A 22,143-nucleotide genomic window follows, 5' to 3' on the forward strand; every position below is an offset into this window, starting at 1 on the left:
CGTCGCAATCCACACCGAACCGGAAGGCCCTCATCCGTTCAAGATCCCTCAGTCGAGACCTGGCTCACCTGTCCACAACCTCCCAGGACAGAACACCTAGCCGATCGCCCGGCCCAGGACGTACACCGCCGGAGCCGACGCGGCCAGCGGGAGGGCCACGCCCGCCGTGAAGTGCACGAAGCGGGAGGGGTAGTCGTAGCTCGCGACCCGGTGGCCGATCAGCGCGCACACCGCGGCGCCCGCGCCGAGGAAGGCACCCTTCGCACCGAGGCCCGTCATCCCGCCGACCGCGATGCCCGCGCCCGCCGCGGCGAGCAGGGCGACGATCACGGAGGCCGGGGTCGGCAGGGGCAGCGCGCGGGCCAGGACCGCCACGGCCACCGCGGCCGCGCCGACCGTCACCGCGTCCGGGTCCGCCGCGAGGTGGCCGGTCGCCACGATCGCCAGGGCCGCCGAGGCGACGGTCGCCATCAGGCCGTACATCCGCTCGTCGGCGTCGGCGTGCGAGCGGAGCTGCAGCACCAGGCTGAGCAGGACCCAGACGCCGAGGGTGCCGAGGATCGCCGCGGGCGCGTTCTCCCGGCCGGCCGTCAGCAGGGCCGCGTCCGCCACCAGCGCCCCGAGGAACGCCAGCGCGATGCCCTGCCGGGCGGGCCACATGCCGTTCAGCCGGAACCAGCCGGCCGCGGTCACGGCCTGGAGGACGACGAGGGGCACAAGGAGGGCGTACGACCCGACGGCCGCCGCACCGGAGAGCAGCAGGCCGAGCAGGGCGGTGAGCGCGGCGGGCTGGATGCCGGGCTCGATGATCGGGGACCGGCCTTCGAGGCGGGCGCGCTGGGCGTCGGTGATGCGCGCGTTGCCGGCGACGGTGGCGGGGCCGTAGCCGGAGGCATCGGGCGCGGGGTGCCCCGGGGCCGGGGCGCCGGAGGCATCGGGCGCGGGGTGCCCCGGGGCCGGGGCGCCGTACGCACCGGCCGCCGGAGTCGCCGGGGCGGGGCCGCCCTGCGCGGGACCGTACCCCTGGCCGTACCCCTGGCCGTACCCCTGCGGCTCGCCCTCGTAGCCCTGCTGCGGCAGGTACGCCGCCTCTCCCGCGGCCTGGACCGGTCGGTGCACCTGGGTGTCCCAGGTCTGGCCCTGCCACTGCTGGGTGTACTGCTGGGCTGCCTGGGCCTCGTCGTCGTACCCCTGCTGGGCCGGCCAGCCCTGCTGCGGGTACTGGTCGTAGCCCTCGTACGGCTGGTTCGTCATCGTCACCCTCCTGCGAACGGCGGGAGCACCTCGACCGTGCCGCCGTCGGCCAGCCGTACCGTCTCATGTCCGCGGGTGCCCACGGGGTCACCGTCGACGAGGAACGAGCATCGCCGCAGGACACGCACGAGTTCGCCGGGGTGTCGCTCGCGTGCCGCGTCCAGCGCCTCGGCGAGTGTGGCCGCGTCGAACGGCTCCTCGGCGATCCCGGCCGCGGCCTTCGCGGCGGCCCAGTAGCGCACCGTGACCTTTGGCATCCACTTCCTCAATCGATCGGTGGTGTATGCCGCCAGGCTATCCGGCCGCTGTGACAGCCCAGTCCCCGATGCGGTCCAGCAGCTCGTCGCCGACCGCGTGCTCGGCATGGCCCATCGGCTCGATCCACAGCTCACCGTGGTCGCCGGCGGCCTCCGCGAGCATCCGCGGGTGGTCGAGGGGGAAGTATCCGTCGCGGTCGCCGTGGACGATCAGGAGCGGGGTGGGGGCGATCCCCGGGACCGACTCCACCGGGGAGAGGGGGACGGGGTCCCAGTCGCGGTGGTGGATGCGCGTGCGGAATCCGTAGCGGCTCACCAGGCGGCCCTCGGGGCGGGTCACCAGCCAGTGGAGTCTTCGCATGGGGGCCGTGCCGCGGTAGTACCAGCGGGCCGGTGCGCTGACCGAGACCACCGCGTCCGCGTGCGCGTCCGTGTGCCCGTCGGCCTCCGGCCGGTACAGCGCCGCGTGCCGCAGCACCACCGAACCGCCCATCGAGAAGCCGACGGTCACCACGCGCGTGTGGCCGAGCCCACGCGCCCAGGACACCGCGGCGGCCAGATCCAGCACCTCGCGGTCGCCGACCGTGGAGCGCCCGCCGGAGGCTCCGTGGCCGCGGAAGGAGAAGGTGACGACGGCGCCGTACCGGGTGAACGTGTTCACCACCCGGCGAACATGAGGGCGATCCACATCGCCGGTGAAACCGTGCGCGACGACGAACACCAGGTCACGGGCGGGTGGCCGGGAGGCTTCGTATACGAAGGAGGGCGGATCGTATACGGAATCGATCGTCACACCATCGTCGGTGTGCAGAAACGTCCGTATAGGTGCATGTCTGCGCGTCTCAGAGTGCGGACTCACCGTGGAACGCACCACACGACCTGCCGGATCAATGCTCATGTGGGCTATTCTCGTCGGAAGAGGACTCGGGCAACGCAGCCCCCGGGTCCTTTTGTGCTTTCGGATACCCCTGTATACGAAGGCCATGACCTCGCGGGACCGAGGAGGAACCAGACATATGAGTTCTCTGCTGCTCCTGACCAATGCCCTCCAGCCGTCGACGGAGGTGCTTCCCGCCCTCGGCCTGCTCCTGCACAACGTGCGTGTGGCTCCGGCAGAGGGCCCCGCACTCGTCGACACCCCGGGTGCCGACGTCATCCTCATCGACGGACGCCGTGATCTGCCCCAGGTCCGCAGCCTGTGCCAGCTGCTGCGCTCCACCGGGCCCGGCTGTCCGCTCATCCTCGTCGTGACCGAGGGCGGCCTCGCGGCCGTCACCGCCGACTGGGGCATCGACGACGTCCTCCTCGACACCGCCGGTCCGGCCGAGGTCGAGGCGCGGCTGCGTCTCGCCATGGGCCGCCAGCAGATCGTGAACGACGACTCCCCCATGGAGATCCGCAACGGCGACCTCTCGGTCGACGAGGCGACCTACTCCGCGAAGCTCAAGGGCCGGGTCCTCGACCTCACCTTCAAGGAGTTCGAGCTCCTGAAGTACCTCGCCCAGCACCCGGGCCGCGTCTTCACGCGCGCGCAGCTGCTGCAGGAGGTCTGGGGCTACGACTACTTCGGCGGCACCCGGACGGTCGACGTGCACGTACGACGGCTGCGCGCGAAGCTCGGCCCCGAGCACGAGTCGCTGATCGGGACGGTCCGCAACGTCGGTTATCGATTCGTTACTCCCGAGAAGGGCGACCGGGTCACCGACGAGGCGAAGGCCAAGGCGGACCGGGCAAAGGCGGAGGATGCGGACGAGAGTGCCGCCCTCGAAGACGTAGAGGCGTAGCGGGTCCCGCGGATGGGCATGGCTCCGGAACCGATGCACCCCCGCACGCCTCACCGCGGGAGCACGGGGACCTCCTTCACGCCCTGCCCAGAGCGGGTCCATCCGCGTAGACTCCGCGCGTGGCCAAGGTAACCAGGGATGACGTGGCGCGACTGGCGGGGACGTCCACCGCCGTCGTCAGCTATGTCATCAACAACGGACCAAGGCCGGTCGCCCCGGCCACGCGCGAGCGTGTCCTCGCCGCGATCAAGGAGCTGTCGTACCGGCCCGACCGGGTGGCCCAGGCGATGGCGTCGCGGCGCACCGACCTCATAGGCCTGATCGTGCCGGACGCGCGCCAGCCGTTCTTCGCGGAGATGGCGCACGCGGTCGAACAGGCCGCCTCCGAGCGCGGGAAGATGGTGCTGGTCGGGAACTCCGACTACATCGGCGAGCGCGAGGTCCACTATCTGCGGGCGTTCCTCGGGATGCGGGTCTCGGGGCTGATTTTGGTCTCGCACGCGCTGAACGACAACGCCGCCGCCGAGATCGACGCCTGGGACGCCCGGGTCGTGCTGCTGCACGAGCGGCCGGAGGCGATCGACGACGTCGCCGTCGTCCTCGACGACCTCACCGGCGCGAAGACCGCCGTCGAGCATCTGCTGGGCCACGGCTACCCCTACGTCGCCTGTATGGGCGGCACGGCCGACACCCCCGCGGTCGGCGACCCGGTCTCCGACCACGTCCAGGGCTGGCGGCAGGCCATGGACGAGGCCGGCCTCCCGACCGAGGGACGGCTCTTCGAGGCGCCGTACAACCGCTACGACGCCTACCAGGTGGCGCTCGGGGTGCTCTCCGGGCCCGATCGCCCGCCCGCCATCTTCTGCTCCACCGACGACCAGGCGATCGGCCTGCTGCGGGCCGCGCGCGAGCTGCGCATCGACGTGCCGGGCGAGCTGGCGGTCATCGGGTTCGACGACATCAAGGAAGCCGCGCTCGCGGATCCGCCGATGACGACCATCGCGTCGGACCGGTCGGCGATGGCCCGGGCCGCGGTGGACCTGGTGCTGGACGACGGGCTGCGGGTCACCGGCTCCCGCCGGGAGCGGCTGAAGGTGTTCCCGTCGAAGCTGGTCGTGCGGCGGTCCTGCGGCTGCGAGTGAGCTTTCTGAAGACCGTCTGAGAACACCTGGCCCAAGGCCAGCGGCGCCTTTATATCGGGCATACGCGGTTCTGCCGGGCTTCTCAGGGAGCACTCAGGGAGCTCTCATGGTCGCGGGACAAGCTTGCTGTCATGACCGAGAGCTTCCGCCGCGACGGCGAGTACGAGCAGTACGAGAACCCCTACCAGGGCGCCCAGCAGCAGCACGCTTCGTCGCCCGTGAACCCCGAGTGGCCGCCCCCGCCGGCCCAGCCGCCCGCGCAGCCCGCGGCGCCGGCCCAGCAGCCGGTCGTCGAGCCGACCACCGTGTGGCCGGGCGGGCAGCAGGCTCAGCGCGCCGCCTTCGCCTCCGAGGGCGCCGGTTCGTACGGCGGTGACGGCAACGGCGGCGGAACCGCTCTCCTCACCGCGGCCCCCGCGGAGCCCGCTCCCGCTCCGAAGCGGCGCACCCGCGGCCCCCTCGCCCTCCTCGCCGCCGTCGCGATCGTCGCCGCGGCGATAGGAGGCGGCACCGCCTACGGCATCCAGGAGCTGACCGGCAACGACACGGTCGCCTCCAGCAGCACCAGCACCAACGTGGTGCCGTCCTCCGCCAAGGGCACGGTCTCCGGGGTCGCCAAGGCGGTCAGCCCCAGCATCGTCGAGATCAACGCCACCTCGAACGCCGGGGAGTCCACCGGCTCCGGCGTGATCATCACCAGCGACGGCGAGATCATCACCAACAACCACGTCATCTCCGGCGCCACCTCCGTCAAGGTGAGCACCAGCGACGGCAAGACCTACACCGCGAAGGTCGTCGGCACCGACAGCAAGAAGGACCTCGCCCTCATCAAGCTGGAGAACGCCTCCGGTCTGACCCGGGCCACCCTCGGCAACTCCGACGGCGTCCAGGTCGGCGACGAGGTCGTGGCGATCGGCTCCCCCGAGGGCCTGACCGGCACCGTGACCAGCGGCATCGTCTCCGCCCTCAACAGGGACGTGACGGTCGCGACCGACGAGGGCCAGAGCCAGAACCAGGGCCAGAGCGGCGGCAGCGGCCAGTGGCCGTTCGAGTTCGGCGGCCGGCAGTTCAACGGCGACACCGGCTCGTCCACGACGACGTACAAGGCGATCCAGACGGACGCGTCCTTGAACCCGGGCAACTCCGGCGGCGCGCTGATCGACATGAACGGCAACATCATCGGCATCAACTCGGCGATGTACTCGGCCACTTCGGACTCGTCCACGGCCGGCAGCGCGGGTCTCGGCTTCTCCATCCCGATCAACACCGTCAAGTCCGACCTGGCCACGCTGCGGGCCGGCGGCTCGGACAGCTGACCCCCTTCGACCCTCGCGAGGAGTACGCCATGATCAAGCAGGTTTCGCACACGGTGGCCGGTACCGACCCGGCCGGGTTCGCCCTGGCCCTCGAAGTGGCGTACGCACTGCACGCCCCGGCGCCCCGGGCGCCCGAGGTGGCGTCCACGGCGGTGGCCCGCCGCGGGGTGAGCGCCGCCCGCAGCCGCCGTACCGTACGCGGCTGACCCTTGAGAGAGCACGTCCCGCAGCGCCACTGGGGAACCGTGCGAGGCTGAAAGCGTTCACTACCTTCAGCCCCCTGTTCTCCCCACCGCACCCGAGGAATCCCCAGCCATGAGTCCCGCCGAAGGCGACCGTGACCCCCAGCGCATCCTGATCGTCGACGACGAACCGGCGGTGCGCGAAGCACTCCAGCGCAGCCTCGCCTTCGAGGGCTACGACACCGAGGTCGCCGTGGACGGCGCCGACGCGCTCGACAAGGCGACCGCGTACCGGCCCGACCTGGTCGTCCTCGACATCCAGATGCCCCGCATGGACGGGCTCACGGCCGCCCGCCGCATCCGGGGCGCCGGCGACACGACCCCCATCCTGATGCTGACGGCCCGCGACACGGTCGGCGACCGGGTCACCGGGCTCGACGCGGGCGCCGACGACTACCTGGTCAAGCCGTTCGAGCTGGACGAGTTGTTCGCCCGGGTCCGTGCGCTGCTGCGGCGCAGCTCCTACGCGGCGGCGGCCGAGGCGGCATCCGCCGCGGACGACGAGGCGCTCACCTTCGCCGACCTGCGGATGGACCTCGCGACACGTGAGGTGACCCGGGCGGGGCGGCCGGTGGAACTGACCCGGACCGAGTTCACCCTGCTGGAGATGTTCATGGCGCACCCGCGCCAGGTGCTGACCCGGGAGCAGATCCTGAAGGCGGTGTGGGGCTTCGACTTCGAGCCGTCCTCCAACTCGCTGGACGTCTACGTGATGTACCTGCGCCGCAAGACGGAGGCGGGCGGCGAACCGCGGCTCGTGCACACCGTGCGGGGCGTGGGGTACGTCCTGCGGCAGGGCGGCGCGGAGTGAAGAGGCTCGTACGGCGCTACCGGTCCCTTCCGCTCCGGTCCCGGCTGGCGCTGCTGGTGGCGGCGGCGGTGGCGTTCGCGGTGGCGGCGGTGTCGGTGACGTGCTGGTTCATCGTGCAGGGGAAGTTGTACGACCAGGTGGACAACGACCTGCAGAAGTCTCTGCGGGGACCGGGGCTCGGAGCTCAGGCCGACGCCGCGGTCAACGACTGCACCACGCAGACCTCCCCGCAGAACAACGACGGCCCTCGCAACTCCTACTTCCAGGTGGTCGCGGAGGGCGGCAAGACCTGTGTCTTCCCGTACTCCCTCGGCGCGGTCAAGGTCACCCAGACCGACAAAGACCTGATCAAAAACGGGCAGGTCGGTCAAGGTGTCTTCCACAACAGCACCGACGCGGACGGCAACAGCGTCCGTGTCCTCGCGCTGCCGGGTTACACGGTCGCGGACAAGGGCACGGGGGCCACTTCCAAGGCGGCCATCCTCATCGCCCTCCCGCTGAACAGCACCGAGAAGACACTCAACGACCTCGCCCTCATCCTCCTCCTCGTCTCCGGCATCGGAGTCCTCGGTGCCGGCGCCGCGGGCCTCTTCGTCGCCCGTGCCGGTCTGCGTCCCGTCGACAAGCTCACCGAGGCCGTCGAGCACGTGGCCAGGACCGAGGACCTCGGCATCCGGATCCCCGTCGAGGAGGACGCCGAGGACGAGGTCGCCCGGCTGTCCCGGTCCTTCAACTCGATGACGAGCTCACTCGCCAGCTCCCGCGAGCTCCAGCAGCAGCTCATCGCCGACGCCGGGCACGAGCTGCGCACCCCGCTGACAAGCCTCCGCACCAACATCGAACTCCTCACCCGCAGCGAGGAGACCGGCCGCCCCATCCCCGAGGCCGACCGCAAGGCACTGCTCGCCTCCCTGAAGGCGCAGATGACCGAACTGGCCGCCCTCATAGGCGACTTGCAGGAGCTGTCCCGCTCGGAGGGCCAGCGCGGGGAGCGGGTGCAGGTGGTGTCCCTGGAGGACGCCGTCGAGTCGGCCCTGCGCCGGGCGCGGCTGCGGGGCCCGGAGCTGACCATCAATGCCTCGCTGGAGCCCTGGTACACCCGCGCGGAACCGGCCGCCCTGGAGCGCGCCGTGGTCAACGTCCTCGACAACGCGGTGAAGTTCAGCCCCGAGGGCGGGATCGTCGACGTCCAGCTCATCCAAGGCGTCCTCACCGTCCGCGACCACGGTCCCGGCATCCCCGACGACGAACTCCCCTACGTCTTCGACCGCTTCTGGCGCTCCCCGGACGCCCGCGCCCTGCCCGGATCCGGCCTCGGTCTGTCCATCGTGGCCCGCACCGTCCAGCAGGCCGGCGGCGAGGTCACCCTCGGTCCCGCCGAGGGCGGCGGCACCGTCGCGACCGTACGACTGCCGGGGGCGCCGACTCCGCCACCGGAGGCTCCCGCCGCCGTGCAGTGACCGCCAAGCTGTCGATGTCCTGTCAAACCTCTCGCGTTCTCGACCCTACTCGCGGGTTCTCTGACAGCTTCCTGAGTCGTCGCACAGGTGCCCCACGCACCTGTCCTCAGCACTCAGGAGTGAAGAACCCCCCATGCGTCTGTTTCGTACCTCGACTCTGAAGAAGAGTGCCCTCGCCGCCGCGTCCGCGGCCCTCGCCGTCACCGGGCTGCTGGCCGGTTCGGGGACCGCGCAGGCCGCCGGTCCCGGCGGGGCCCAGAACGTCCGGGGCGTGGACCCCGGGAACACCGACGTCATGCTGGACCGGCTGTGCAGCCAGGAGACCAGCCTGACCGGCGTCTACGGCGCGCTCAACGTCGACACCGGCGAGTTCAAGACCCGCGACGAGTACCTGCGGGACGTGTTCGGGCTGTGGGTGCCCGCCGGACCGTGGGAGCTGTTCCGCGGCTGGTGCGGGTACGCGCAGTCCTCGACCTGGTCCGTGAAGGGCGAGCCCGTGCGCACCTCCGAGTGGACCGGCAACCACGGCACGACCGAGGACAAGGTGACCTTCGTCAGCGGGTACAGCACCAAGACCTTCGCCAAGAAGAGCGTCGGCGCCAGCATCAGCCTCTCGCTGGCCAAGAGCATCTTCTCCGGCACCGTGGGCGGCAGCGCCGGCTACGAGTGGGGCTGGGAGAAGTCCTCGTCCTTCGAGCGGCGCAGCGAGAAGTCGATACCGCCGTGCACCCAGGTGGCGACCACCTGGACGCCGTACCAGCGGGTGGTCCGCGTGAACCCGGTGTTCTCCGTCGAGGACTACCAGTGGAACAAGGGCGACGGCGAGGTCACCACGCACACCTGGCGTGGCCGGGACGCGAGCTGGAAGACGATCTACTCGTACGGCTACTACATCGACGGCATCTCCGACAAGCTCCTGCCCAACGGCCAGCCCGACGGCCGTGAGGACAAGTGGCAGGAGAACCTCGACCCGAAGTCCTGCGCCAAGTAGGCCGATTCGGGCGGCAACCTTCCGTGTGGGGGCGGCGACTGCACTGCGGTCGCTACCCCCACACGGAACGGATGACCTCATGGCCCAGCATCGCCGACGCCGAACCACCGCTCTCGCCCTCGGTGTTCCGCTCGCCCTGACGGCCGCGGGAGGACTCGCCTACGGCCTGCTTCCCGGCTCCCAGCCCGAGGCCTCCGCCGCGACGAACGCCGCTCCCGCCTGGGCCACCGCCACCGCGGACGGCTTCGCCTCCGTCGACGCGCTGGGGCAGAACGGGACGTACGGCGGCCGGGACGGTCGGATCGTGACGGTGAAGACGCTCGCCGACCTGGAGAAGTACGCGACGGCGAGCGAGCCGTACGTCATCGTCGTCGCCGCGACGATCACCATGGACCCGGTCGGGAAAGAGATCAAGGTCCAGAGCAACAAGACCATCGTCGGGTCCGGGACCTCCGGGCAGATCGTCGGCGGCGGCTTCTTCCTCGGCTCCGGCGTCCACAACGTCATCATCAGGAACCTGACGATCCGGGACGCCTACCAGGGTGTGTGGAACGACAAGGAGCACGACTTCGACGCCATCCAGATGGACGGCGCCCACCATGTGTGGATCGACCACAACGACCTGCGGCACATGGCCGACGGACTCATCGACGTCCGCAAGGACAGCACCTATGTGACGGTCTCCTGGAACAAACTCAGCCAGGACAACAAGGCGTTCGGCATCGGCTGGACGGAGAACGTCGTCACCGACATCACCATCCACCACAACTGGGTGCGGGAGACGGAGCAGCGCAACCCGTCCACCGACAACGCCGCCCACGCGCACCTCTACAACAACTTCCTGGAGGACGTGGCCGGGACGGACATCGCCTCCTCCTACGGCAACTACTCGCGCGGCGCGACCAGGATGGTCCTGGAGAACTCCTGGTTCCAGGGCTTCAAGAACCCCGTCATCAAGGACAGCACCGCGAGCATCGTCCAGAAGGGCAACACCTTCGTGGACACCAGCGGCAGGAACGAGAGCGGGGGCACCGCCTTCGACCCGAAGACGTACTACGCCTACACGCTCGACAAGACCGCCGACGTGCCCGCCCTGCTCAAGTCCGGTGCGGGGCCGCGCAGTTCCATCGGTACGACGGCCGGCATCACCACCCAGGCCGCGGCGGCCACCACCCTCACCGTCGCCAAGGACGGCAGCGGGCAGTACTCGACCGTGCAGGCCGCGGTGAACGCCGTACCGGCGAACAACCCCTCGCGCGTGGTGATCTCCGTGAAGCCGGGGACGTACCGCGAACTGGTCAAGGTGCCGTCCAACAAGCCGCATGTGACCATCCAGGGCACGGGCTCCAGCCGTAACGACACGGTGATCGTCTACAACAACGCGTCCGGCACGCCCAAGCCCGACGGCTCCGGCACGTACGGCACCGGCGGCAGCGCCACCGTCGCCGTGGAGGCCGACGACTTCCAGGCCCGCAACCTGTCGATCTCCAACGACTTCGACGAGGCCAGTCACCAGGACATCGCCAACCAGGCGGTCGCCCTGCGCACCGCCGCCGACAAGGTGTTCCTGGACGGGGTCATCGTCAGCGGCGACCAGGACACGCTCCTCGTGGACACCGCGGCCAAGGAGAAGCTGGGCCGGGTCTACATGAAGAACTCCTACGTCGTCGGCAACGTCGACTTCATCTTCGGCCGGGCCACCGCGGTGATCGACAAGTCCGTCATCACGCTGAAGAAGCGCTGGAACGGCACCTCGGCCGGTTACGTCACCGCGCCCAGCACCGCCGCGGGCCGCAAGGGCATCCTCATCGCCAACTCGACGGTGAACGGGGACGTCTCCTCCGCGAGCTTCTACCTCGGCCGCCCCTGGCACGCGGGCGGCGACACGACCCTCGACCCGCAGACCACGGTCCGCAACACGTCGTTGAGCGCGGCGATCAGGTCCACGCCGTGGACCGACATGAGCGGCTTCTCCTGGAAGGACGACCGGTTCGCGGAGTACAAGAACACCGGCGCGGGCTCGGGTGCGGCCTCCTCCGACCGGCCGCAGCTGACCGACGCCCAGGCGACCGGCCAGGAGGTCGCGGACTGGCTGGGCGACTGGACGCCGAGCGCGGCCTGATCTGCTCCGCTCCTGTGTCAGTGCCTCGTTCTAGGCTGGTTGTTCAGCTGAAGAAGGACTGACGGGGGAGCGGAACAATGGTGCGTATCGAAAGGCATCGGGTCGGCGAGGCAGCCGTTTCGGCGGTGCGGAAGGACTTCGCGAACAGGATCGGATCGCAGGTCCACTCCTTGTCCAAGGCCGGCCCGGTGACGGCGTGGGAGTGGTGGCTGATCGCCCAGGAGTTCGTCGAGTATCTCGGCGCGCTCTCGGTGGAAACCCCCGATCTGCACTCCCCCGAGGCGAAGGCAATCCTGGAGGACGCCGCCGAGGCGGCCGCCGGCGCGGTGGCGTACGCGGCGTACTTCCCGCGCGACCACTTCGAGGTCTTCCTCACCTACCCGAACTGGGGCCTGGTCTACGACCGCGAGCCCGGCGGCACCCCGGAGCCGGTCACCGCCGCCAGGTGGCTGGACGCGTTCTGTCTGGCGATCCTCGCCGAGAAGACCCAATGGCACGGCGAGGCCTTCCACTTCGCCCGCGAGGCCCCGCTGGAGGGCCGATCCGGCCACCCCGACGCCGAGCTGATCAACGGCTTCATGGCGTACGTCATCGGCGACACCGCAGACGACGACGCCGGCTACCCGCCCTCCCGCGAGCAGAAGCTCACCGCGCTCGACGCGGCGCTCGACCGGGTCCGGACGCGGGAGACGGAGACCGGGGAACACCTCACCGACCAGCCGTACGGCATCGGGCTGCAGGCGCTGCGCGCGCTGACCGCGGGCGACCGGAAGGGGTTCGGCGAGGCGGTCGTACGGCTGTTGAAGCCGCTCACCGGCACGCCCGGGCCCGGTGCGCGTCCGGGCAGTCTCCTCCCGCTGCTGCCGATCGCCCTGACGGCGCTGGCGTACCGCGAGGAGGGCTGGCCGCCGGCCGTCGACAGCGACTACCTGCCGGACGCGCTGGTCACCGGGTTCCGGGCCACGCCGCCGCGGGTGGGGCCCTACGGCCGGGACCGCCGCCCGGACGCGGTGGCGGAACTGGCTGCGGGGGTGGTGGAGTTCGGGCGTTGCCTGGAGCCGCGCCCGCTGGACCCGGACAGCGAGGAGCAGTTCGAGCGGTACACCCGGGACGCCGTCACCCCGGTGCCGGGCAAGTCGCTCACCACCTTCGAGCTGGCCTACGCCGTCACCTACCAGGAGCTCCTGTTCCGGACCCGCGCCGCGCACACGGCCGACGCGAGCGACGCCCAGCTGGAGAACCTGCGGCTGGCGGCGGAGCTGGGGGCCGCGCTGTTCCGTACGACGCTGGCGGAACCCGGCACCGACGTGCCGGTGACGATCGACGGCAGGACCGTGACGTACCCCGCCTGCCGGGACGAGGACGCCGGTCCGGGTGCCTGGCACCGGGCGGTGCACCTCGCGCTGATCACGGGCCGGCGGGAGCATCTGGCGCCGCTGGTGCTGGCGGGGCCGGAGCGTGTCGGCCCGGACCGTTCCGTGTCGGCCTCCTACCGCCGGGCCCTGCACGCCTACCTGCGCGGCGAGGACCCCGAGCCCGCCACGGACCAGGCCCTGCGGGACGCGGGCAAGGCCCGCGACCAGGGGCTCCTGCCGCCGCCCGTGGTGCTCTTCTCCCAGCTCGTCGAGGGCGACGAGGAGAGCTTCAACCTGGCCCTCCTGGACGCCCTGACGGCCCACCGCGACCACTACGCCGTGGCCGACCGCCCCTCCGACCCCGACGCCGCCGTCAACCTCGACATCCTGGCCCTCACCTGCCACGCACGCCGCCGGGGCTGGGAGATCAGGGTGAGCTCCCCGTATCTGCCGAAGCGGATCGTGGAGGCGGCGAAGCCGTTCTGAGGACGTGCCGGGTGAGTCTCCAGGACGACATCGTTGGCGTAGCGGACGTAAAAGACCCCGCCGACCACCCGTCCGCCCGGTGCGGCGGTGGGTGGTCGGCGGGGCCGGGGTTTTCCGAGAGTTACTGAACGACCGCGATCCGGTTCGCGGCCGGCGGTGCGATCGGGCCGGTCGCCGAGGAGTTGGCCGTCAGGTAGTCCACGAGAGCGGCGAGGTCGTCGCCGCCGACGAGGTCGCCCGTGCCCTGGCCCAGCGTGGTGAAGCCGTCGCCGCCGCCCGCGAGGAAGCTGTTGGTCGCGACGCGGTAGGTGGCCGCCGGGTCGATGGCCGTCCCGTTCAGCTTCACGGAGTCCACGACGATCCGGTCCGCGCCGGTCTTCGTCAGGTCGAGCGTGTAGGTGAGGCCGGTGGACGGCTGCAGGATCTTCGGCGAGGCCGCGTTGGACCCGCTCACCTGCTCCTGAAGCACCTTGATCAGCTGCGCCCCGGTGAAGTCCTGGAGGTTCACGGTGTTGGAGAACGGCTGCACGGTGAAGCCCTCGGCGTACGTCACCACGCCGTCGCCCTCGGTCCCCTTGGCCGCGTAGGTCAGACCGGCCCGGACCCCGCCCGGGTTCATCAGTGCGAGGTCGGTTTCGGGGTCGAGCTTCTTGCCGTACGCGAATTGCGCGTCGGCGATCAGGTCGCCCATCGGGGACTCGGTGCCGGTGTTCGGGACGTCGGCGGCGATGTAACCGATCGCGCGGTTGCCGATGGGCGCCGCGAGGGTGTTCCACCTGCTGATCAGCTCGGTCATGTCGGGCGCCTTGGCGACGGTCCGGGTGACCACATGGTTCGCCGACTTCACGGCCGTACGGGCGATGTCGCCGGTGAAGCGGTCGTACGTCAGCGTCGTGTCCGTGTAGAGGCGGCCGAAGGAGGCGGCCGAGGTGACCATGCGGGGCTTGCCCGACGGGTCGGGGATCGTGCAGACGTACGCGGCGTGCGTGTGGCCGGTGACCAGGGCGTCGACGGACGGCGAGATGTTCTTGGCGATGTCGACGATCGGGCCGGAGATGCCGTCACCGGCGCCCGGCGAGTCGCAGTTGTAGTTGTACGAGCCCGAGGCCGGCTGCCCGCCCTCGTGGATGAGCGCCACGATCGACTTCACGCCCTGCTTCTGGAGCACGCGCGCGTACTTGTTGATCGTCTCGACCTCGTCCTTGAACTTCAGGCCCTTGACGCCCTCGGCCGAGACGACACCCGGGGTGTCCTCCAGGGTGACGCCGATGAAGCCGACCTTGACGCCGTTCTTCTTCCACACCCAGTAGGGCTTGAGGATCGGCCTGCCGGTCTTCTCGTCCAGGACGTTCGCCGCGAGGTAGGGGAAGTCGGCGCCCTTGAACTTCTTGTCCGAGTAGCAGCCGGCGGTGGGGTGACAGCCGCCATTCTGCAACCGGGCCAGTTCCTTGGCACCCTCGTCGAACTCGTGGTTGCCGACGCTCGTCACATCCAGGTCGAGCTTGTTCAGCGCCTCGATGGTGGGCTCGTCGTGGAACAGACCCGAGATGAGGGGCGACGCGCCGACCATGTCACCGCCGGCCGCGGTGACGGAGTACGGGTTGCCCTTGCGGGCCTCGCGCAGATGGGTCGCGAGGTACTCGACGCCCCCCGCGTCGATCGTCTTCGTCGTCCCGTCCGCCTGGAGTTCGGTGACCCGGCCGGAGGAGCCGGACGGCGGCTCCAGGTTGCCGTGCAGGTCGTTGAAGGACAGCAGCTGGACGTCCTGGTAGCGGCTCGGCAGCGGCTTGCCGTGCTTGCTGTCGTGCGCGCCCGCGGGCATCGCGGCGGCGAGGGCGCCGACGGTGGCGAGACCGGCGGCCGCGGCGACCAGACGGTACGTGCGGCGTCCGCGGCGGATTGCGCCTGACCGGCGCGGCTGGTCCGACTGGGATATGGCTGGCATACGCCCCCCTGTGTTCCGGGTGTGGAAGTGGCCCCCGTCCGGCGCAGCCTAGGGTCAACGCGCGTAGCGCGACAGAGGTTTCGTGGTTACATCCTGGTTGCTTCTTTGCCGCCGCTTTGCCCGGACCTCCCCTTACCCTCGTAGCCATGACCAGCGACGACATCGGACGCCCCGGCATCTCCCGCTCCATCGAGACCCTTTCGGCGCTCTCGCCGGAACAGACCGAGGCGGTCCTCGGGCTCCTGGCCGAGGCCGCGCACGACGACGGCCGGCAAGCGGTGTCCGAACAGGGCAGGTTGCAGCTGCGGGGCGGCGCCCGCGAGGGCGTGTCCCATCTGCTGCTGCACGTGGACGACGAACTGGCCGGATACGCCCAGCTGGAGGACACCGACCCGGTGGAGGCACCGGCGGCGGAGCTGGTCGTCCACCCCGCCCACCGCGGCCACGGCCACGGCCGCGCCCTGGGCTCCGCGCTCCTCGCCGCCTCCGGCAAGCGGCTGCGGGTGTGGGCCCACGGCGGCCACAGCGCCGCCCGCCATCTCGCCCAGGTCCTGGGCCTGACGCTCTTCCGTGAGCTACGGCAGATGCGGCGCCCCCTGACCGGCCTGGAGCTGCCCGACCCGGTGCTCCCGGCGGACGTGACCGTCCGCACCTTCGTCCCCGGCGAGGACGACACCGCCTGGCTCGCGGTGAACGCGGCCGCGTTCGCCCACCACCCCGAGCAGGGCTCCCTCACCCAGCGCGACCTCGACGACCGCAAGTCCCAGGCCTGGTTCGACCCCGAGGGCTTCTTCCTGGCCTTCCGGGAGGGCGAACTGATCGGCTTCCACTGGACCAAGGTCCACGCGGCGGAACAGCTCGGCGAGGTCTACGTCCTCGGCGTCCGCCCCGGCACCCAGGGCGGCGGCCTCGGCAAGGCCCTCACCACGATCGGCCTGCGCCACCTCGCCGCGCAGGGCCTGCCGACCGCGATGCTGTACGTCGACGCCGACAACAAGGCGGCGGTCTCGGTCTACGAACGGCTCGGTTTCACGACGTACGAGACGGACCTGATGTACCGCACGGAGACGTGACGAGTCGGGCCTGCGGCTGATTGCACGGGGAGCCGGCCGGCAGCGCCTTGGACCTCACGCCAGGCCGGCAGGAGCGTGTCGAGGAGCGCCTCGGTGCGGGGAGGCAGGCCGCGGGCGCCGCCGGTGAGCTCGTGATGGCGGGCGACGAGCGCTGCTGCCGTCGACGCGAGCCTGGCCGTGTCGCCCGTGGTGTGCGCGGCGCGTAGGAGTTCGTTCCAGAGTCGCTCGTCTGCCGGTGCGTTGGCCAAGGCCGTGTCGAGGGCGTCGAGCGCCGGTGCCGGGTTGCCGGCCTCCAGGTGGTGGCCGGACAGGGCCAGTGCCACGTCTGCCACCAGCAGGGGAAGCTCAGTCTCCATGACCTCGTGGGAGAGCCAGGTGTAGCGGCCCTTGGGACGGTCGGCCAGCAGGGGGCCGCGGGCCAGTGCCAGGGCGTCGTCGAGCAGACGCTCCCGTATCCGGGCGTTGCCCGAGCCGCTGCCCGCGGTGGCTTCGTGGTGGAGCGTGCGCAGCACGTCGAGGTCGCAGACGACGGAGGGCGCGAGGGTCAGCCGCCCGGTGGTGCCGATGCCGAGCCGCGGGCTTCCGTCTGGGTCGGTTCCCAGCCAGGTTCGCAGGCGTGCGATGAAGGCGTCACGGACGTCATCGGTCACGCCACGGGGCCACAGGCCGGAGGCCAGAGCCCGCGGGTGCACTCCCTCGCGGTGGAGCAGGAGCATGGCCAGGGCCTCGTGGAGCAGCGGGCCGTGCTCGGCGTCGGGTGTGTCGAGGCCGATGATCTCGTAGGTGCCGATCAGCCGTGCGTACACCGCGGGTTGTCCGCTGGGGGTGAGGTCGACCCGGAACGGCGGGTGGCCGGGGGCCGGGGCGCGGTCGGCGTCGGACACGGCGTCGGCGAAGAGCCGGACCACGGCCTTGGACGAGTCCCATGGGTGGAAGCCCTGCTCGAAGATCTCCCCGGGATGACGGTTGTCGTTGCGGTACAGCGGTTCGTGGCTCTCGCGCCACACCGGCTGGTGCCTCATGCCGTCGATGTCGATGTTCTTGTCGACGGCCGCGGGAAGGCTGCGCGGATCGTCCGGGTCCAGCTTCCCGACCGCCTCGGAGGCGTCGTCGACGTGCTTGACGGCTCCGGCAGTAGCGCACACCAGGCATTTCGGCATGACAGCAGCCCCACGGCATGAGCAGGGAAAACCTAGCCGGGCAACTGCGGCACCAGTGCCAGGGACTTCACCCGCCTTACAGTCGGCGCCACCTTGAACCGGATGTCACGAGTTGAACCGGATGCCGCGACATCCTCGCCTCTTCGTAGCAGAGCCACGCACCGGCTCCCGCGCGCACGCCACCCCCACCAGTACCGCGCCCGTCAACACCAGGGCCCATCGGCCGTGTGCCGCCGTCCACTCCGGGTCGCCCACCGGGACGAACAGGTCCCAGCGGGTGGGGAGCAGGAGGGGGGCGAGGATGGCGAGGGTCAGGACGCCGGCCGCCACCGAGGGGCCGGGTTCGGGTTCGTCGGTGAAGCGGACGGCGACGGCCGCTGCGGCCAGCGCGAGGGCGGCCGTACTCGCCGCCTCCAGGGTGATCGCGCCGACCGGGGGGCGCGCCTGCGCCGGTACGAGGACCAGTACGGCCGTCCACCACAGCGCGGTGACCGGGGCGACCAGCGCCACCCGCAGTCCCGTCCGGACCCAACGCCGGGTGGGGACGGGGGAGGTGATCCGCCGGGCCGGGTCGTCCAGGAGGAAGGTCAGTCCGAGGGCGAAGCCGAGCGCGGCGGCCCGCAGAAGGTTGAGGCCGAGCCACGCGTCGAGGGCGGTGGACAGCACCCGCGGCACGCCCACGACCAGCAGCCCTACGGCCGCCCCGGCGCCGACAGCCCGCCACGGCACCGTCCGCGCCACGGCCACCATCAGCGCGCTGCTCACGCCTCGAGCTCCCCCGGCTCCCCTGGCTCCCGAAACACCTCCGGCACCCGCCCCGACTCCCCCGAGCCCCCGCTCAACACCCCCGTCACTCATCGTCCGCACAATCCTTCGCCCCCTTCGGCACCTCGGTCCCCAGCACCCGCGCCACCTGGGCCGTCGAGACCCCCGACGCGGTCAGCTCGGTCCAGTGCCGCTTGACGGAAGCCGTCACCTCGCCGCGGGGCCGCTGGAGCAACTCCCGTACGACATCGGTCTGTTCGGCCGTCATGGACAGCCCGCTGGTCGGGGCGAGTACATACGCGGACCCGGTGACGCTGTCGTCGAGGCGGACGTTCGCGAGGTCGGTCATCGGGTGGGAGACCCCGCCCAGGGCCAGCCACATCGTGGTGACCACCCGCCCGTCGCACAGCTCGCCGCCCTTCGACTCGTCACCGGCGACCAGCACATAGGCGACGGCGACCGCGAACTCGGGGACCCGGTTGCCGCCCCACCGCGTGCCGACGGTCACCTGGTGCGGGGTGGTGAACGGTTCGATCGCCCCGTCGCCGCTCAGGCCGTAACGGGCCTCGACCCGCTGCCGTACGAGAAGGGGCTGCCGGGCGGTCGTACCGCCGGCGAGGGACTGGACGCGGTCCACGACCCCCGCCCAGGTGCCCGCGCGGCCGGTCCACTCGGGGAAGGCGCAGTACGTCGAGGTGCCCTGCTTGACGCACCTCTGGTCCCGTTGCGGTGAGACCGAAACCTGTTCACGGGCGGCGGACAGCTCCGGTGACACGCCTCCGGACTGGCCCACCGCGCCGGCCAGCGTCAGCGCGAGCGCGCCCGCCGTAGCGGCCTTCAGCGACAGTGCCCGGCCGCCGCTGGCCAGGACCGCGCAGAGGGCGGGCAGCAGGATCAGCCCCGTCAGATACAGCGCGTGCCAGGCGGCGGGGCGGCCGACGAGGTCCGACGGGAGGACCGTGTTGTTGCTGGTCTCGACCACGATCGGGGACAGCCACCGCGTCCACTCCGCGTCGCTGGTGCCCGCGGAGAGGAACACGTCGGCGACGAAGAGTGCGACGATGCCGCCCGGTGCCGCGAACGTGGACGGGACCAGCCGGGCGAGCAGCACCCCGAGGGCGCCGCACAGCAGCACGTACAGGGGGCCGACGGCCAGTTCGGCGAGTGAGCCGTGGCCCACCGCGCCCGGCCTGAGGGCCTGCCGGGTGAACTCGCCGAGCACGACCAGCGCGGTGACGGCGGCGAAGGGCACCACCGACAGCACATGCGCGACCGTCCGCCGCCACGGCTCCATGACCAGCACGTCGAACTGCCGGTCGGTACCGCGCCTGCGGGAGCGCAGCGTGCACCGGTTGACGCACACGAACAGGGCGATCCCGAGGAACAGGGGCCCGCTCTGGGTGTCGCGGTCGGTGTTCTGGAGGGCCGGGAAGGCGTCCATGCCCTCCTTCGAGTCGAACAGCGTCCAGGCGGTGTAGCCGACGTACAGCACGAGAGTCACCAGCACCGGGATGTACCGCAGCAGGTCGCGTGCCTCGAACCGGGCGAGCGCGAACACGGCTGCCCAGGCTCGTCGGCGCGGATCGTCCTCGTGTACGGCGGCGGGTTCGGCCACCGTCCGCGTCGCCAGGCTCATGCGGCCGCCACCTCGGCGTCCACGTCGTCGAGGGTGAGCAGGTAGCCGTCCTCCAGGGTGGGTTCGAGGAGGTCGGCGCCGGCGGGCGGGTCGCCGACGTTGCGGAAGGAGCCGGTGCCGGTCCGCCAGCCGGCCTTGGCGCCCGGGGCGCGTTCCGTGCTGCTCCACACCCGGCCGGCCGCGCGGGCGGTCAGCTCGGCGGGGGTGCCCTCGAAGAGGATGCGGCCGCGGGCCATGACGAGGACGCGGTGGCAGAGCATCGCCACGTCCTCGGTCTGGTGGGTGGACAGGAGCACGGTCCGTCCCTCCCCCGCCTGCGCGATCAACTCCCGGAACCGCATGCGCTGTTCGGGGTCGAGGCCGACGGTGGGCTCGTCCAGGACGAGGAAGCCGGGGTCGCCGACGAGGGCGGCGGCCAGCGCGACCCGCTGCCGCATCCCGCCGGACAGCCGCTTGATGCGCTGTCGGCGTACGTCCCCGAGGTCGACCTCCTCCAGCACGCGGCGCACCTCGCGGTGGCGTGCGGTGCGGTCGGTGAGCTCCTTGAGGATCGCCACGTAGTCGACGAACTCGAAGGCACTGAAGTCCGGGTGGAACCCCGGGGTCTGCGGCAGATAGCCGAGCGAACGGCGGACCTGCTGACGTCCGCGCGAGCTGCCCGGGTCGTGGCCGAGCACGGTGAAGGAGCCCCGGTCGGCGGGCACGGCGGTGGCGAGCACCCGCAACAGGGTGGTCTTCCCGGCCCCGTTGGGCCCGAGCAGCCCGGTCACACCGGGCGTCAGCCGCAGCGACACGTCGTCGAGGGCGCGGGTGCCGCCGTAGCGGAGACGGAGCCCGGAGGCAGAGACGGTGGCGGTCATTCGGCGCTCCCGTTGAACAGGTCGAAGCGGTCACGGAGAAGGAAGAGCAGCCCGGCGGCGAGTGCGGCGACGGTTCCGGCCACGCCCTGACCGGCCGGGGTGAAGGGCGCGAGCGGGTCGGCGGCCGTCTGCTGCGCGGCCTGCGCGGCGAGGAGTGCGGCGATCCAGGCGCCGCCCACCAGGGACGGGGCGAGCACCGGGCCGAGCCGCGGAGTGAGCGCGAGGCCGGTCGCCGTGAGGGCGAGCGCGGGCAGTAGCCAGGCCAGGGCGCGCAGGCCGTAGCCGGGCAGGGCGAGGGTGGCGAGTCCGTTGAGGCCGAGGCCGGCGACCAGCACGGCGAGTGTGCGGATCATCAGCAGCCGGAAGCCGTGGGTGGGCGCGACGACCGTCATCTCGTAGGTCGGGTCGAGCACCGGACCGTAGGACAGCGCCACGCCGGCCAGCGGCAGCAGCGGGGCGAGGGCGAGGAACAGGGTCGGCGACTCGGTGGTGCGCACCGCGCCGACGGTCGCCAGCAGCAGGAACACCACGGCCGCCAGCCAGGAGCGCCTGAGCACCGGCGTGGCCGCGAGCAGCCGCGCGGTGTGGTCGGCGATCCCGACCCGCGTCAGCAGCGACTCGAACCACCCGGGCCGGGGCGCGTCCAGTTCGGCGTCCAGCCGCTCCCACCCGGCGTCCAGCGCCACCGGGTCGGTGACACCGGCCAGCAGCCCCCGGCATTCGGCGCAGGCGGCGAGATGGGTGTCGGCGGACCACAGCAGGGGGGCGGCCAACTCGCCCTGGGCATACGCCCGCAGATCCTCTTCGGCCACATGCCAGGTCATGCCGCCCCACCTTCTCGAGTGCGTCCCCGTACCGGGCCCTGCGACCGTGCGTCGGTCGTCATGCGAGGGCCTCCCTCAGCTGCTTGCGGGCCCGCATCGCGCGGGTCTTGACCGTGCCGGGCGGGATGCCCAGCAGGACGGCGGCCTCGCGAGTGGTCAGGCCGTCGATGACCGTGGCCTGCAGGACCGCCCGCAGTTCCGGTGACAGCCGGACGAGGGCGCCCGCGAGGTCCCCGTGCTCCACCCCCGCGAGCACGCGTTCCTCCGCGGACACCTCGTCCCGGTGCCGCAGGCGGGACAGGGCCTGTCTGAGCCGCCCCCGGGCCCCGTCACCGCGCAGGGCGTCGATCAGCCGCCGCGAGCCGATCCGCCACAGCCACCCGGCCACATCGCCTTCCTCGCGATAGCGCGCGGTCCCCCGCCACACCGCGAGGAACGTCTCCTGTACGACGTCGTCGACCAGGCCCGCGTCGGCGCAGCGGCCGCGCAGCCGGGCCAGCAGCCAGGGCGCGTACCGCCGGTACAGCTCCTCGAAGGCGCGCCGGTCGCCGTCCGCCGCGATGGCCCGCAGCAGATCCCCGTCGCTTCTCGTTTCCCTCACGCCCCTTCATCGGACGACCCCGGCCGACCGGTTCACCTGGCTCCGGAAAAACCGTTCCG

General features: G+C 71.5%; 19 protein-coding genes and 1 pseudogene. 10 read left to right on the forward strand and 10 right to left on the reverse strand.

Annotation, left to right across the window (positions count from 1 at the left end; genetic code table 11):
* Window positions 1–96 precede the first annotated feature (96 nt).
* Genes ACIRP7_RS41975 through ACIRP7_RS41985 form a run of 3 tightly spaced genes read right to left on the reverse strand, consistent with a single transcriptional unit; the run spans window position 97 to window position 2,409 of the window.
* Window positions 97–1,254, reverse strand: coding sequence for a hypothetical protein (locus ACIRP7_RS41975; RefSeq protein ID WP_403671159.1), 1,158 nt, complete (start codon window positions 1,252–1,254; stop codon window positions 97–99).
* Window positions 1,255–1,256: 2 nt separating this feature from the next.
* On the reverse strand, window positions 1,257–1,511 hold the full coding sequence (locus ACIRP7_RS41980) for a MoaD/ThiS family protein (protein ID WP_007382997.1): 255 nt from the start codon (window positions 1,509–1,511) through the stop codon (window positions 1,257–1,259).
* Window positions 1,512–1,548: 37 nt separating this feature from the next.
* Window positions 1,549–2,409 carry an alpha/beta hydrolase gene (locus ACIRP7_RS41985; RefSeq protein ID WP_403671162.1) on the reverse strand — a complete coding sequence of 287 codons (861 nt, stop codon included), beginning with the start codon at window positions 2,407–2,409 and terminating at the stop codon, window positions 1,549–1,551.
* A 118-nt stretch (window positions 2,410–2,527) separates the two neighbouring features.
* Here ACIRP7_RS41985 and ACIRP7_RS41990 point away from each other — a divergent pair, with 118 nt between their 5' ends.
* The 9 genes from ACIRP7_RS41990 to ACIRP7_RS42030 all read left to right on the forward strand — a co-directional run bounded on the left by ACIRP7_RS41990 (window position 2,528) and on the right by ACIRP7_RS42030 (window position 13,220).
* Window positions 2,528–3,295, forward strand: coding sequence for a response regulator transcription factor (locus ACIRP7_RS41990; protein ID WP_352391683.1), 768 nt, complete (start codon window positions 2,528–2,530; stop codon window positions 3,293–3,295).
* 119 nt (window positions 3,296–3,414) lie between these two features.
* On the forward strand, window positions 3,415–4,437 hold the full coding sequence (locus ACIRP7_RS41995) for a LacI family DNA-binding transcriptional regulator (protein ID WP_403671165.1): 1,023 nt from the start codon (window positions 3,415–3,417) through the stop codon (window positions 4,435–4,437).
* 131 nt (window positions 4,438–4,568) lie between these two features.
* Window positions 4,569–5,753, forward strand: a complete 1,185-nt coding sequence (locus ACIRP7_RS42000) for a S1C family serine protease (protein WP_403671168.1) — start codon at window positions 4,569–4,571, stop codon at window positions 5,751–5,753.
* 29 nt (window positions 5,754–5,782) lie between these two features.
* The gene (locus tag ACIRP7_RS42005; protein WP_403671170.1) at window positions 5,783–5,959 is read left to right on the forward strand and encodes a hypothetical protein; all 177 of its coding nucleotides are present in this window, start codon (window positions 5,783–5,785) and stop codon (window positions 5,957–5,959) included.
* Between the two features lie 109 nt (window positions 5,960–6,068).
* The gene (locus ACIRP7_RS42010; RefSeq protein ID WP_352391679.1) at window positions 6,069–6,806 is read left to right on the forward strand and encodes a response regulator transcription factor; all 738 of its coding nucleotides are present in this window, start codon (window positions 6,069–6,071) and stop codon (window positions 6,804–6,806) included.
* Window positions 6,803–8,266: a sensor histidine kinase gene (locus ACIRP7_RS42015; RefSeq protein ID WP_403671173.1), complete on the forward strand. Its 1,464-nt coding sequence runs from the start codon at window positions 6,803–6,805 to the stop codon at window positions 8,264–8,266. Before ACIRP7_RS42010 ends, ACIRP7_RS42015 begins: the two co-directional genes overlap by 4 nt.
* Window positions 8,267–8,399: 133 nt before the next feature.
* Window positions 8,400–9,257: a hypothetical protein gene (locus ACIRP7_RS42020; protein WP_403671175.1), complete on the forward strand. Its 858-nt coding sequence runs from the start codon at window positions 8,400–8,402 to the stop codon at window positions 9,255–9,257.
* 79 nt (window positions 9,258–9,336) lie between these two features.
* Window positions 9,337–11,379: a pectinesterase family protein gene (locus tag ACIRP7_RS42025; RefSeq protein ID WP_403671178.1), complete on the forward strand. Its 2,043-nt coding sequence runs from the start codon at window positions 9,337–9,339 to the stop codon at window positions 11,377–11,379.
* A 77-nt stretch (window positions 11,380–11,456) separates the two neighbouring features.
* A complete protein-coding gene (locus ACIRP7_RS42030; protein ID WP_403671181.1) occupies window positions 11,457–13,220 on the forward strand; it encodes an immunity 49 family protein in 1,764 nt (587 codons plus the stop codon).
* 121 nt (window positions 13,221–13,341) lie between these two features.
* On the opposite strand, the gene ACIRP7_RS42035 is transcribed toward ACIRP7_RS42030, so the two are convergent.
* On the reverse strand, window positions 13,342–15,165 hold the full coding sequence (locus tag ACIRP7_RS42035; RefSeq protein ID WP_403671184.1) for a bifunctional metallophosphatase/5'-nucleotidase: 1,824 nt from the start codon (window positions 15,163–15,165) through the stop codon (window positions 13,342–13,344).
* A gap of 146 nt (window positions 15,166–15,311) precedes the next feature.
* Here ACIRP7_RS42035 and mshD point away from each other — a divergent pair, with 146 nt between their 5' ends.
* Window positions 15,312–16,238 (forward strand): mycothiol synthase, encoded by a 927-nt coding sequence (gene mshD / locus ACIRP7_RS42040; protein WP_403671187.1) that lies wholly within the window; start codon window positions 15,312–15,314, stop codon window positions 16,236–16,238.
* A 35-nt stretch (window positions 16,239–16,273) separates the two neighbouring features.
* Here mshD and ACIRP7_RS42045 read toward each other — a convergent pair.
* From ACIRP7_RS42045 to ACIRP7_RS42070, 6 genes and pseudogenes are all read right to left on the reverse strand, one after another.
* Window positions 16,274–17,152, reverse strand: a pseudogene (locus ACIRP7_RS42045) (BTAD domain-containing putative transcriptional regulator); the annotation flags it as partial.
* 351 nt (window positions 17,153–17,503) lie between these two features.
* The gene (locus tag ACIRP7_RS42050) at window positions 17,504–18,148 is read right to left on the reverse strand and encodes an ABC transporter (protein WP_403671269.1); all 645 of its coding nucleotides are present in this window, start codon (window positions 18,146–18,148) and stop codon (window positions 17,504–17,506) included.
* A 100-nt stretch (window positions 18,149–18,248) separates the two neighbouring features.
* Window positions 18,249–19,799, reverse strand: a complete 1,551-nt coding sequence (locus ACIRP7_RS42055; RefSeq protein WP_403671190.1) for an ABC transporter permease — start codon at window positions 19,797–19,799, stop codon at window positions 18,249–18,251.
* Window positions 19,796–20,659, reverse strand: coding sequence for an ABC transporter ATP-binding protein (locus tag ACIRP7_RS42060; protein ID WP_403671193.1), 864 nt, complete (start codon window positions 20,657–20,659; stop codon window positions 19,796–19,798). Before ACIRP7_RS42060 ends, ACIRP7_RS42055 begins: the two co-directional genes overlap by 4 nt.
* Window positions 20,656–21,483, reverse strand: coding sequence for a zf-HC2 domain-containing protein (locus ACIRP7_RS42065; RefSeq protein WP_403671196.1), 828 nt, complete (start codon window positions 21,481–21,483; stop codon window positions 20,656–20,658). Before ACIRP7_RS42065 ends, ACIRP7_RS42060 begins: the two co-directional genes overlap by 4 nt.
* 58 nt (window positions 21,484–21,541) lie before the next feature.
* Window positions 21,542–22,084, reverse strand: a complete 543-nt coding sequence (locus ACIRP7_RS42070) for an RNA polymerase sigma factor (protein WP_037710944.1) — start codon at window positions 22,082–22,084, stop codon at window positions 21,542–21,544.
* Window positions 22,085–22,143 lie beyond the last annotated feature (59 nt).

The organism is Streptomyces sp. NPDC102270 (assembly GCF_044766405.1).
Lineage (GTDB): Bacteria > Actinomycetota > Actinomycetes > Streptomycetales > Streptomycetaceae > Streptomyces.

Bases quoted from the DNA above. Each gene is read 5' to 3' on its own strand.
- ACIRP7_RS41975 (WP_403671159.1), bottom strand. From the start codon at position 1,254: ATGACGAACCAGCCGTACGAGGGCTACGACCAGTACCCGCAGCAGGGC.
- ACIRP7_RS41980 (WP_007382997.1), bottom strand. From the start codon at position 1,511: ATGCCAAAGGTCACGGTGCGCTACTGGGCCGCCGCGAAGGCCGCGGCC.
- ACIRP7_RS41985 (WP_403671162.1), bottom strand. From the start codon at position 2,409: ATGAGCATTGATCCGGCAGGTCGTGTGGTGCGTTCCACGGTGAGTCCG.
- ACIRP7_RS41990 (WP_352391683.1), top strand. From the start codon at position 2,528: ATGAGTTCTCTGCTGCTCCTGACCAATGCCCTCCAGCCGTCGACGGAG.
- ACIRP7_RS42000 (WP_403671168.1), top strand. From the start codon at position 4,569: ATGACCGAGAGCTTCCGCCGCGACGGCGAGTACGAGCAGTACGAGAAC.
- ACIRP7_RS42005 (WP_403671170.1), top strand. From the start codon at position 5,783: ATGATCAAGCAGGTTTCGCACACGGTGGCCGGTACCGACCCGGCCGGG.
- ACIRP7_RS42010 (WP_352391679.1), top strand. From the start codon at position 6,069: ATGAGTCCCGCCGAAGGCGACCGTGACCCCCAGCGCATCCTGATCGTC.
- ACIRP7_RS42020 (WP_403671175.1), top strand. From the start codon at position 8,400: ATGCGTCTGTTTCGTACCTCGACTCTGAAGAAGAGTGCCCTCGCCGCC.
- ACIRP7_RS42025 (WP_403671178.1), top strand. From the start codon at position 9,337: ATGGCCCAGCATCGCCGACGCCGAACCACCGCTCTCGCCCTCGGTGTT.
- ACIRP7_RS42030 (WP_403671181.1), top strand. From the start codon at position 11,457: ATGGTGCGTATCGAAAGGCATCGGGTCGGCGAGGCAGCCGTTTCGGCG.
- ACIRP7_RS42035 (WP_403671184.1), bottom strand. From the start codon at position 15,165: ATGCCAGCCATATCCCAGTCGGACCAGCCGCGCCGGTCAGGCGCAATC.
- mshD (WP_403671187.1), top strand. From the start codon at position 15,312: ATGACCAGCGACGACATCGGACGCCCCGGCATCTCCCGCTCCATCGAG.
- ACIRP7_RS42050 (WP_403671269.1), bottom strand. From the start codon at position 18,148: ATGGTGGCCGTGGCGCGGACGGTGCCGTGGCGGGCTGTCGGCGCCGGG.
- ACIRP7_RS42055 (WP_403671190.1), bottom strand. From the start codon at position 19,799: ATGAGCCTGGCGACGCGGACGGTGGCCGAACCCGCCGCCGTACACGAG.
- ACIRP7_RS42060 (WP_403671193.1), bottom strand. From the start codon at position 20,659: ATGACCGCCACCGTCTCTGCCTCCGGGCTCCGTCTCCGCTACGGCGGC.
- ACIRP7_RS42065 (WP_403671196.1), bottom strand. From the start codon at position 21,483: ATGACCTGGCATGTGGCCGAAGAGGATCTGCGGGCGTATGCCCAGGGC.